Source organism: Vibrio astriarenae, assembly GCF_010587385.1.
GTDB classification, from domain to species: Bacteria; Pseudomonadota; Gammaproteobacteria; order Enterobacterales; family Vibrionaceae; genus Vibrio; species Vibrio astriarenae.
The window spans coordinates 1,045,081-1,057,274 of sequence record NZ_CP047476.1 but is presented as its reverse complement, the minus strand read 5'-3'; the positions used below and the strand labels follow the sequence as shown (position 1 = coordinate 1,057,274).

9 protein-coding genes are annotated in these 12,194 nt (G+C 42.6%); 2 read left to right on the top strand and 7 right to left on the bottom strand.

The window, feature by feature from the left end; genetic code table 11:
• Positions 1-45: 45 nt before the first annotated feature.
• Positions 46-666, bottom strand: coding sequence for a Crp/Fnr family transcriptional regulator (locus GT360_RS19055; RefSeq protein ID WP_164650528.1), 621 nt, complete (start codon positions 664-666; stop codon positions 46-48).
• A gap of 145 nt (positions 667-811) precedes the next feature.
• On the opposite strand from GT360_RS19055, the gene GT360_RS19050 reads away from it, so the two are divergent.
• Complete coding sequence (locus GT360_RS19050) at positions 812-1,624, top strand: sulfite exporter TauE/SafE family protein (RefSeq protein ID WP_164650527.1); 813 nt, start codon at positions 812-814, stop codon at positions 1,622-1,624.
• A gap of 53 nt (positions 1,625-1,677) precedes the next feature.
• On the opposite strand, the gene GT360_RS22115 is transcribed toward GT360_RS19050, so the two are convergent.
• Complete coding sequence (locus GT360_RS22115; protein WP_164650526.1) at positions 1,678-1,947, bottom strand: DUF202 domain-containing protein; 270 nt, start codon at positions 1,945-1,947, stop codon at positions 1,678-1,680.
• Positions 1,944-2,312, bottom strand: a complete 369-nt coding sequence (locus GT360_RS19040) for a YidH family protein (RefSeq protein WP_420825452.1) — start codon at positions 2,310-2,312, stop codon at positions 1,944-1,946. The genes GT360_RS22115 and GT360_RS19040 overlap by 4 nt, the downstream gene beginning before the upstream one ends.
• Before the next feature lie 637 nt (positions 2,313-2,949).
• Between GT360_RS19040 and GT360_RS19035 the strand changes: the two genes are divergently transcribed.
• Positions 2,950-4,833 carry a glycoside hydrolase family 127 protein gene (locus GT360_RS19035; RefSeq protein WP_164650525.1) on the top strand — a complete coding sequence of 628 codons (1,884 nt, stop codon included), beginning with the start codon at positions 2,950-2,952 and terminating at the stop codon, positions 4,831-4,833.
• A 488-nt stretch (positions 4,834-5,321) separates the two neighbouring features.
• On the opposite strand, the gene GT360_RS19030 is transcribed toward GT360_RS19035, so the two are convergent.
• The 4 genes from GT360_RS19030 to GT360_RS19015 form a co-directional block, all read right to left on the bottom strand.
• On the bottom strand, positions 5,322-7,199 hold the full coding sequence (locus GT360_RS19030; protein ID WP_164650524.1) for an Ig-like domain-containing protein: 1,878 nt from the start codon (positions 7,197-7,199) through the stop codon (positions 5,322-5,324).
• A gap of 303 nt (positions 7,200-7,502) precedes the next feature.
• Positions 7,503-8,414, bottom strand: coding sequence for a family 16 glycosylhydrolase (locus GT360_RS19025; protein WP_164650523.1), 912 nt, complete (start codon positions 8,412-8,414; stop codon positions 7,503-7,505).
• A gap of 272 nt (positions 8,415-8,686) precedes the next feature.
• On the bottom strand, positions 8,687-10,219 hold the full coding sequence (locus GT360_RS19020) for a sulfatase family protein (RefSeq protein ID WP_164650522.1): 1,533 nt from the start codon (positions 10,217-10,219) through the stop codon (positions 8,687-8,689).
• A 51-nt stretch (positions 10,220-10,270) separates the two neighbouring features.
• Positions 10,271-11,854: an MFS transporter gene (locus tag GT360_RS19015; protein WP_164650521.1), complete on the bottom strand. Its 1,584-nt coding sequence runs from the start codon at positions 11,852-11,854 to the stop codon at positions 10,271-10,273.
• Between the last annotated feature and the right edge of the window lie 340 nt (positions 11,855-12,194).

Here is a 12,194-nt window from a genome sequence, read left to right as displayed (position 1 = left end):
CAGACATCATCGATAAGAGGGTTATCGGTCGTGCTGTTGTTTACGCTAGCTTTGCAGCAAGTTGTCTTTATATTTTGCTAATTGTTGAAGATCGACTGGCACAGGTTTTCGACTCTCTGGTATTAGGTAGCCTAATTCCTTAAGTTTTTTACAGTATCTGATGACTGTGCTGATATCGGTACCACTGTACTCACTAATCTCACGATAGGTCCAAGGGTAGTTAGGATATAGGTCGAACACGTGAAATACGGAGTCGAGAATTCGTTTCTTAGCACTAAATGCAGTGAACTGCATTAGACGTTTTTCAGCTTCCCCAAGCTCAAAACACACCTCTTTCATCAGGTAGTTAGCGAGCTCAGGGGATTGCTTATCGAGCTCTTTAAAACTATTCACTTTTGCATGGACGACGGTGCTATTGAGCATAGCTCTGGCGGTAGAGGGGTAGTTTTGGTTAGTAAACAGTGACCGATAACCAAAGTATGAACCCGGACCATAAATGCGTAAAAGTGATTCTTTGCCAGTTTCTGATACTTGATATAGACCGACCAGACCAGAGTCAACATAGTAGACCCCACTGGATGGTGATCCACTTTGATAGATAGCTTGTCTTTTACTGTACCGACTAAACGCCAACGAATGTTGAGAGTCTTCCTTGATATTTATCATATGACTTCTTTCTCTGTTGAGCCCCACAATTTTATCTTGGCAATTTAATTCTGAATATGGTCTGAGCTATAAAGTTTGAACTGGATTCAGTATTAAGCTTTACCCATGAGAACGTTTACAGTATCACGTATTATGGGGAGGAATAATGTCTAATATAATGGCTGAGTTAGTTGTGACGGAATTTATTTTATTAAAAGTTCTACTAGGTGGGATTTTTGGATTTTGTTTAGGATTAACAGGAGTCGGTGGCGGTGTATTACTGATACCTATGTTGCAACTATTTTGCGGAATGTCGACCGTCTTGGCCGTGGGAACAGCGAGTTTGATCTCGGCAATGGTAAAAATTAATGCATCGATTGTTCATGTCAAAGCTAGTAACGTTTCTTGGCGTCAAGTTTGCCTGCTGTTTATTGGTGCGGTACCTATTACCATCTTAGTGACGCAAGTCGTTGTGTACTTCAATCAACACCCCATTCATGGTGAGCTAACTCAGTCCTTTATTTCAATGTTGGTTGTTGTCGTCATGATTGGGTCGCTGATATCCGTTATTTATGGTGCTAAGAAAGCTGAAAGCTGTGTCTTAGCGGATAGTCATCACTCTGTAAAGCCGAGTAAAGCTGTTTTGTCGGGCATGTTCTGTGGTTCGGTATTAGGCTCAACCGGTGTTGGAGGTGGTGTGTTGCTGCTGCCTATATTGAATAACGTACTTAAGTTGGACATTAAAAAATCGATAGGATCTTCTGTTGTTCTTGCCCTGTTTTTATCAGCAACAGCCGCGATCGGCTATGCAAAAGGAGGGCAGGCTGATAGCGCTACAGCGATCTGGTTTGTGGTGGGTTCATTTGTAGGTGTTCCTCTATCTGCATGGGTATTAAAAAGACTGACTACACGGGCGATCTACGCGATCACGCTGGCGGTTATTTGCAGTAGTTTAGTGATGTTTGTCTTCGTAGGTTAGTTTGGTAATTATCCCTTGAGTGTTTACATTCAAGGGGTAAACAGCTTTTTATTCTATTTGAAGAACTGACTTGTCATTTGCAAGATATAAGTGGACGCTAACAAAAATATTACTGTTGAAACAATCAGTTTAATGTACTTTGAGCGAGAGAGTGTACAACTGCATGCAACAAGCATAGCGAAAATACTCGCTACAAATATGATAGGGTTTGCATGGGACATCGAGAATCGAAATAAGATAATACCAATGCCGAATAGAACAAGCTGTGTTCTTAGCCAAGAAAGCGCTGTTCGCTCTTTTTGGAGTCCTTTGACTTGATTCATATACTGATAGCGACCGAAATTGTGATAGTGAGTATCAGGAGTATTGTGCTTATGAGTTTCATGTTTGAGGTGTATCGTAGCGCTTTATTGTGTCTCATAGCTTGTTCATTGTATGACCATCGACGGTAGGCATATATTGCTACAAAGCCAGAACAAAGACATAAAAAACATGAGATGATTAGTCGTATTGTTGGATTGGCTAAATCTGGCGTAAGCTGATCTAGCGCAATCGCCCCAGCGAGTAGTGCAAGTGAGGTTCTAATCCATGCGAGGTATGTTCGTTCATTTGCCAGTGAAAAACGATAGTCTGGCGCTACGCCTTCCTCTCGCCATTGTCCTTTTCTTCTCAAGTAGATTTTTTTCACAAAGTACACTCCTTTAGTCAACTTCTGCAGGGGGTTAAGACTCCCGAGATTTAAATAATGAGATAAACCGGAATCATTAAGTGTGACACCTGTGGGTTAGGTCTATCCTACAAGAAATATTTCATCTCAAATATGGTCGAAGCCATAAATGCAATGACATTCCAATGCGACATGCTCCTAATTTGCTCAGATTAGATTTACTCGTTTCAGAGCCTAGTATGAGCCGTTATTGAGTACGCAGTTTGATATCTGGTTGAACACACAATTCCATCATATGGGATAGTTCGACCAATAAATATCTGATGTGACTTAGTTCACGGAACTTTGATGGGTTAATGGTAAAAATAATAACTAATCGATTGGCAGTCATCTGTTAAATAACGGTTTATTAACGATTAATCATTGTTAAATGACGGCTTGATATAGTTTGCATTGTGCTTTCTAAGGCTAAAAAGCAAAAAGAGTACTTATTGGCTCTATTTAATTGTTGGCTGGGAAATGGTTCTCGGATCGACGTTTTATATTCTAAATAAAGTTCATAGAGTTAATTAGTTGTAGATTGAATATGACCAATTAGCTTTGCAAATAAGTGAAAGAGATTCAATCAGTTCCAAATACAAATGTTGAAGGATTAAGCATGTTTTCAAATATAAAAACAGGTGAGGCGAGACTCACGAGTGGTTTTTGGGCAAACCGTGTCGAAAACTACATGGAGATTATCTATAACCTCGAAGCCGCTTTGCTCAATGAGACCAATGCTGCGCGTCTATTAAACTTCGGTATCGCAGCTGGAGAAGTGGAAGGCAAGTTTCACGACAACTATTGGTCAGATGGAGACTGTTATAAATTCTTAGAGGGCTGCTGTAACCAATATGCGACCACTCAAGATGAGCGTATCCTAGATGTCATCAACAAATATATCCCATGGATTGAAGCTAGCTTAGAAGAAGATGGCTACATCGGTACTCAGACGCTGCTTACTGACGTGGAACGTTGGGTTGATATCGAAGTTCATGAGCTATACAACATGGGACATCTGCACACCTTGGGGTGCGTTCACTTTGAAGCAACGGGTGATGAGCGCTTACTGAACGTCGCGATTAAAAATGCAGATTATCTATGGGACTTGTTCTCTCCAGAGCCGTACGAATTGGCTAACTTTGGCTTTAACCCAAGTCAAATCATGGGCTTAGTGGACCTGTATCGAACAACAGGAAATGACCGTTACCTAGAGCTAGCTGATATCTTTGTCTCAATGCGTGGCCGTAAACTGGAAGCCGCGAGTGAGACGCACTCTGGTAAAGATTGCTCACAAAATCGTACTCCGCTGAGAGATGAAACCCAACCTGTCGGTCATGCTGTAACGGGGGCCTATTTGTATGCGGGTGCGACAGATGTCTATTCACACACGGAAGAGCCGGCGCTATTAGATGCCGTCAGTCGCATTTGGAAAGATTTGGTTAAACGTCGTATCTACATTACGGGTGCGTTAGGCCCTCAATATGTTGGCATTTCTGACCGAGGTGACCGTGTTTATGAGGCTTTTGCTTCAGAGTATAACTTGCCACATCGTGTCGCTTATAACGAAACATGCGCGAATATTGCTGGTGCAATGTGGGCAAAGCGTATGCTTAATGTAACAGGGGAAGCGGAATTCGGTGATTGGTTTGAAACCATCATGTTTAACTCAGGTATTTCTGGTTCAAGCTTAGACATGAAGCGTTATTTCTATGCTAACCCAGGCTCACATCGTCGTGATCATCATATTGAACCGACATTTGAGCAGTTCTCGCACGTACCTAACCAGCGTTTCTTTACTTTTGATTGTTGGTGCTGTCCTCCGCAACTTCTGCGTACTTACACCGGTATGCCTAAGTTTATCTACTCTAAGAATGAACAGGGTATCTCTATCAACCTGTTTGCGGGCAGTGAAATCGATACTGAACTGACAAAGGGAGAGCGTGCGAAGGTTGTCATAGACACCAATTACCCTTGGACTGAAACGGTTGCCATTAAAGTCGTGGATGCGCCTGCGGACGGCTTTGAACTCAGCTATAGAATCCCGGCTTGGTGTGATGAAGCAACGGTTAACGGCGTAGCGACCAATTCAGGAATCAAAAAGCAAACCGTTAGATCAGGTGAACAAATTAATATCGTCTTGCCAATGAAAGTAGAGCTTTATGGTGCAAACCCAATGCTTGAGCAAAGTAACGGAATGGTCGCAGTTAAGCGTGGCCCGGTTGTATACTGTTTAGAGGGCTCTGATATCGATAGCGAGCAATACACCATTGATGATCTCGTGTTGCCAGTCGATGCCGTATTTGAGGAGGAGACAATTAAAGATCTTCCTTATGATATGGTTGGCCTCAAGACTCAAATGGACGTACGACCAACGAAAGAGACGTTGTACTTTAAAGTCGAGCCTGACTTGAATAAGAAAGTGTCTGTTCGTCTGATTCCTTACTTCGCTTGGGCGAACCGAGAGGAACAAGATATGGGTATCTGGTTCCCTCGTGGCTAAACACGAGTTGTAAGATCGCAAACGCCATACAGTTGTATGGCGTTTTTTTTGACTGTGGGTTTACTTCATGACAAATCTGACCAGGTTTACACAGTATCTTATTGATTAATTGGCTATCTGATCCTGATTTACTAGATGTGCTGGGTGTTTGTATTTCGGTGGTCAATAGTACAATTGCAACACCAATCGATAGAATTTAAACATAAGTTCATTTCCCTTCGTTCTAGTGCGTTTAGTCCAAACAAATAGAAGACGATCTTGTTAAATGGCAGAGTATTTGTGACTAGAGGTTAAAATTCGGTATACAGAGAACTTACAACTAGACCTCGTAAAGACAACTCTGAGGGTATTAGAAAGCGATTAATCGGCCGCTCAAAATCAGCTAGTACGTAGTAATTCATTTAAGGTAGTTTGCTGAGCAACAAAAGAAGGGGTTAGATACACTAGCATCTAACCCTTTATTGTATGCGATTCGAAAAGTCGAAAGATTACTTCACGGTGATAGTGACAGAGTCAGTAAAACCACCATTCTTCGTTTTTACCGTTACTTGAGCTGTCCCTTTTCCTTTTGCCGTCACTTGCCCTTGCCCGTTGACAATTGCGACTGAAGGGTTGTTTGATTGGAATGTCACGCTTTGGTTACTCGCGTGACTTGGGAGAACTGACACGTTCAGAAGTTTAGTTTGTCCTAATGATAGACTAAGACTAGATGGCGACACTTCAACACCTGTCACTGGTGTCCACCCCCCACTATTGTCAATAACGTTTACAACGCTTTGGCTTGTGTATGCACCATCATTGGTGGTGACAGTGATATTGGTTGTTCCCTTTACTTTACCCGTGACGACACCGGAATTATTAACTGATGCGATGTTAGAGTTATCAGAGTAGTAGTACACTCCTTTGTCGCTGGCGTTGTATGGCTTAACTGTGCTGGTCAGTTTCACGGTTTCATTCACTTTGACCGACGCAGTTTGTGGGGTTAGCTCAACACCAGTGACAGGAACGTCATTACTGTCACCATTGCCAGTAATCTTGATTGGCTCTATTGGGCTCTGAGCATATACAGGGTTGCCATTGGATGAACTGAATACCGGTGCTAGTGCGTAGTAGTGACCGTTTGGTAATTGATTGCTTGGTGTCACTCCTGACAGGTCAAGAGATAACGTCGTTTTGCCTGCATATTTATTGGCATCTGAGGTTGTGCTAGGGTCATTTGAACTTCGAATAACTTGTACGACACCAGAGGCATTTTTCTCGACGAGGTTGACTGTCACGCCATTGTAATTACCAGATTCAACATAGAAATCGCTGCCGCCGTGATAGTTAACACTCACATCCAGTGGCTTGCTATTTGGATATTCAGTGCCGGTGTATTTGTCTTGATCTTCAACCCAGACGGAAGGCAGCGCTTTCCAAGTTTTGACATAGTTGACCTTCATGCGTGCTTTTTCAGGAAATCCCTCGGAAATGATATTGTCAGGATTAGGATCCGCTCTTTGGCAGTCAGGATTATATTTGATGAGGTGGCGTCTAAGACCTTGAGAGAAGGTAACGCGCATCGGACGGTGCCACCATTTATTGGGTTTTGAGCCGACTTCAACACCATCGACATACCATGTAATGCGGTCAGGGCGGTTTTCTACAGCATAAGTGTGGAAGTCTAAACGTGGGTCAAAAGGTGCTCGATAGTGCAGGAGTTGCGCTTCAGGGTTTGGCTTTGGTCGCTTCCAAACGATTTGACCGTTTTCCTCAACTCGAGCATGAAGGTTATGGTCCATATCATATTGGTCATCAAAATCGGTTGGACTTCGCCAGTCCGCTTGTTGTAATTCAACGATGTCGATTTCGCTATAGTCTACATATTGCTTAGTTGGATCGTTGCGATCATCATAGGGATGGTCGTCACTGTACAACCAAAATGCAGGGCTCAAGCCAGGGAAAATTTCAACACCTTTGATTTTGGCTTCGTAAAACCCGTAGACCCCTTTCGCAATGGAATGAACGGCACCAGACTTATAGTAGAACTCGCGATCGACAAACTGCGGTGGCCCACCAGCAACCCCATCCCAACAACTGTCGGCGAAGCGGCGAATATGCGTGTCTTGAGTGGTTTCAATGACGAGGTTTCCGTCTTGGACATAGGTATTTGCAGGGTCAAAGGTCCATGCACCGACATTAAGGCTTGCGGGCGCATTTACCCACTTGCCTGGGTTGAGTGATCCTGAAGTAAAATCATCACTTTTGTCGCCAAGTTCCTGCCAACGCACTTCACCAGGGTGAAAGCCCGTGGGTCGAACAACGCTTGCATTAGCACTTGATATGGCCACCGCGAGGGTAGACAGCAGAAGGTAACGTAATTTCATTATTTTGTATTCTCGTTGGTTAATATATTAGTTAGTAGGGATGTTCGGTGACTAATAATAGTTTTCATTGAATATATTAACGTGATGAAAATCTAATGAATTGTATCCTGTATAAATATTCCGATTGATGGGATAATTGAGTTTATTGATTCAATATGTAACCAATGATGCGTGGTAATAAAAAAAGAGTTAGCTCCAGCATTGCTACCCCCAAATGCAGCAATGCCAAAACCAACCCAAATATAGCTAAAATGCTAAATAATAACGAAAGAAAGGAATGAAACGTTTAGTCGAGAAGTCCTATTATTCTTTGTTCCATACGCGAACGTATTCGACTTCCATTGTTGTTGGTAGGCCGCTATCTGCCTCTGCAACGTCAACTGGGTAGAATTGGTTACAATCCCAACGAGTGAATTTCTTGCCACGCATACCCAGAGATAGGGCAACGTTCATCTCTTTATGCCAGTAAAGGTTCTTCTTGTGACCTACTTCTTCACCATTTACATACCATGTAATATCTTCAGGTGTTACATTGACAGCATAAATAGCAAACTCTTCACGTGGGTCGAAGCCAAGGTTGTGTAGGTTCTGGTGTGTTTCTGGGTTTGGCTTAGGACGTACCCACTGTGGTTTACCATCTTTAACAATGATGTTGTGAAGGTTGTGATCACTGTGCGTAGGATCTTCTTCATCTTGAAGCAACTCTACAACGTCGATTTCAGCGTACTGGATATCACCTTCGTTTTTCAGTGCCGTATCAATGTTACTGTAGATCCAGAATGCAGGAGATACGCCAGGGTGTAAATCTGTACCTTTGATTTTCGCTTCGTAATAGCCGTAGACACCAGAGGCCTTAGATTTCACCATGCCTGATTTGAAGAATAGTGGAAAATCGTAGATCGTTTTTTCGTTACAGCCATCTTCGAACTTGCGGTTATGTTTCTCATAAGACGCAGTCAACTTCAGTTTACCGTCTTCAACGATGGCATTATCTTTCTCCCAAGTCCAAATCTGGAAAGGGTTAGGTTGGAAATCCCATTTGCGAGTATCTTCAAACTCGAATTCATCTGAACGGTCGTCTTGAAGAACCCATTTCTCGCCTGGTTTTGCAGTATGTGGAAGAACATCTGCCGCAAATACATTACCAACGAAAAGACATGAAGCACCCATTAATAAGGGGATCAAGTTCCGTTTACTAGACAAGTTTAAAGCCATATATATATCCTTATGATTCTATCTTAATAAGTTTATTTAAATGATGGTAATTAATAGTTCTGTGAGGCAATTAATTATAGCAAGCGGATTAGTTAATTGCCTTCATCAGAGCTATGGTTAAATTCTATCACTATTGTGGATTGATATTGTGATCTATATCCTCACATTAATTCCTTAATCAATCGTCCCGATATATGGGATGGGATTGCCTAATTTTCATTTGCAATAAAAAAGCGAACTGTTCAGCTCGCTTTTTAAATAGAGTCAATTAATTACCATAAAGCATAATGATTAAATATGCCCAAATCACATTCGATGTGTTTTTGGAAAAGCCTACCCTTGAATGAATCACATATAGAACGGATGATAGGGTCAGTACTCACCGCAAGGTTAACCGTCTCCTTGATGTCCTCTCTGTGATCGTAAAGCTCTTCTTCGCCAGTATCTAAGTAGTAGGTGTATCTGAAGTGGTGATCAAACAGTGAAATGTTACGATTTTGCTCTCGCGCGGTGTAACAGGTGACCATAGGTGTATTGTCCTGTGCGGCCTCACTGAATATATCAACGCCTTGAACGAATGTGGGTACTTCAACTCCTACTAAAGAGAGGAGTGTAGGAACAACATCAGCGTTACTCATAGGCGTCGCACAATCGCTTGGTACGGTCATTCCTTTGGCTGGCTTAAGAACGAACGGTAAATGCAATAGGTTATTGAATGCGACATCATATTTACAGATCATATCGAGATCGCCAAGGAAGTCACCATGGTCAGAAGTAAATACGATGATGGTGTCGTCATAGATACCCAGCTCTTTGGTTTTCTCAATGATTTTTCCTACGGACTTGTCGATAAGTTTTACCGACGCTGCAGTATAACGGTACGCTTTAGCCAGGTCTTCTTTACTTGCACTAAAGTTCTGCATTGTTTGTTCAACTGCGTCAGGCTTCTTGCCGACTAGATCCTCTTTTCGCGCAAATTCTGGAAGAGGGATATCATGGAACTCCGCCGCAATTGACTCGGGTGGTGTAAACGGGTGGTGAGGGTCTGGGTAACCTACAAAGATAAAGTTTGGTTTATCGCTGTCATTTGTCTGCTGCTGCTCGAGATGTTGGCAGACTTCATCGGCTAGCCACATGGTATTGTGCAACTCTTCTGGTAACTTAGAAGCATAGATATCATCGGCAATTGAACCTTCTTTAGTATTGATATCTGCGCCCGGGAACACCTTATCTAAATACTCTGGAAAGTTTTTATGTAGCCAACGACCATAGTGGCCACGGTTGTAACCACATGGAGCTTCACCATGTCCAAGGATCAGTTTCTTTTTTGCAAACCCGTAATAGGGGGCTTCGTCAAACTCGGTCTCTTCTTCTTCCCATCTTGCATAAGAGTCGTAGAAGTCGTAGGAACGATCTGCCAGCATTGGCTCTAGGTGCAATTTGCCAAACAGAGCGGTGTTGTAGCCATTTTCAGAGAGCATGTCGGCTATCGTTGGGATCTTATCCATCACGTCAACACCAAATAGACGCTGGCTGATGACGTTATTCTTGTCTTCGCAACCATTATCACGACGCCACAGTGGAATACCGTTTGAGGAAACGCCATGACCCGGTACATACAAGCCCGTCATCAAACTTGCTCTTGAGGGCATACACGCTGCGTTGGTTGATATATGACGAGAAAAGTTACAGCCCTCTGAAGCTAATTGGTCAATATTTGTGGTTTGTGCATGCTCATTACCGTTGCAACCTAAGCTGTCAAAGCGTTGTTGGTCGGTATGTAGAATAATAATGTTTTTTTTCATAAGTGTTCCCAAATTGAAAAGAGGGCCCACGAGTAGTGGGCCTTTTACTGATTATTTAGCTTGAGCCGGAGAAAGCTCTGATAGGTCACCTTCCACCAAAATTTCTTCAATTTCTTCAATCGACTTGTTCTTTGTTTCAGGAAGAATGAACATCACAAGCAAGATACCGATTGAGCTGCAAATAGCGTAGCTAAGGAACGTATTTGCTGCGCCAAATGTGGTGAGCTGCCATGGGAAGAAACGCTGTACGAAGAAAGCGGCCAAGCTTGCTACTAAGCCAAAGCATGGAATAGCGATTGAGCGTACAAGGTTTGGAGTTATTTCCGAGAACACTACCCACATCATTGGACCAATCGAGAAGAAGAATGCGGCTTTAAATACAAAGATTGCCGTCACGATCATCCAAGGATTAAGTTTGATGAAAGCATTGATGAATGCGCCCTCGTTAAGCGTCATGTCATGCTCAGAGTAAAGTGGGCGAATGGCGTTTTTAAACTCACGGTCAGACTCATAAGTGTTGCCAACGAGAGTTTGTAGCGGTGTTGTATCAACTTTTTGCTCAAGAGCAACGACTTTCTCAGCATTGATTTCGTATTTTGCGCTGCTAAAGCCATACCAGATAGTTAAGTGACTTAGTGCAATGGTAAGAAGACCGACTAAAAGCAGAGTGCGACGACCGGTTTTATCGACAAGCTTCATCGCTATCATCGCAAACACGATACTGATAAGACCAAGAAGCGTTGTTTGGAAGAAGGCATTGTTTTCACCCAAGCCGACTTGTTCGAAGATCATTGGTGAGTAGTAAGATACCGCACCCATACCGCTGAACGATTGAACTAAAGCGAGACCAATACCAATCGTTAAGATTGTTTTCATTCGTGGTGAGAAAAGGATCTTAAGCTGTGAAGCTAGAGGGATGCTGTGGTCTGTTTTTGACAGGTTCTCAAGAATCTCTTGAACAACACCGCTGACTTCTTTTTCTGGGGTTACTTTAGTAATAACAGCCACTGCTTCTTCTTTGTAACCTTTTTTCATCAACCAGCGAGGTGATTCAGGGAGCTTAAATAGTGTCAGTGTCCAAAGAATTACGACAGGGATCTCTGTAGCAAACATCGTTCTCCAAACGTTCTCTGTTGAGAATAGGAAGGACTGTTCGTTTACTAACAATACACAACCATAGTTGATTAAGTAGGCAACGAAGAAGCCGATACCCATCATCACCTGGTTTGATGCCACGAATTTACCGCGCATTTTACTTGGAGCGAGTTCGCCAATGTACATAGAAGCGATACTTAGACAACAGAACGCCATGCCACCAAGCATACGAGCCAACACGAGCACTTCGTAGCTGTTGGCGAAGGTAGAGGCAATCGCTGATACCAAGTATAAACCTGAAATAACCAGCATCATTTTCTTACGGCCAATCTTGTCAACGATACTGCCGCTGAACAAGAGAGCGATGATGGCACCGAAAGCGGGTGCACTTACGACGGTACCAATTTGAAGGTCGGTAAGACCGAACTCCGCTTTAATGAACTTTACTGTTCCTGAAATAATCCCAGCATCGACGCCAAATACAAATCCGCTCAAGACTATAATGGCCATGTAGAATAGGAGGTTCTTATTTTGTTTCATGGTAAACAAATCCTTGTATATATGTGTTGCAACCACTGTTGATTAATTTTTAATCTGAAATGGTTATTTGTATTAATTTATAATTCGAACACGCAATCTATCTTTTCATCGAGAGTTAAATTAGCACAGCGAATTGATAATATAGTCGACATAGATCACGCAGATTTTGAGTGGTTTACTATTCCCATCTTGTGGGAAACTGCGGGTTTATGGTGAGCGCCATAAAGCTCACTATAAATAAACACAGCGTTCGATATATGGGCGAATAAGAGGTTTTTATTACATTCAAATCTACAAAAAAAGCAACCATTCACCATGGTTGCTTTTGAATTTAATTGCC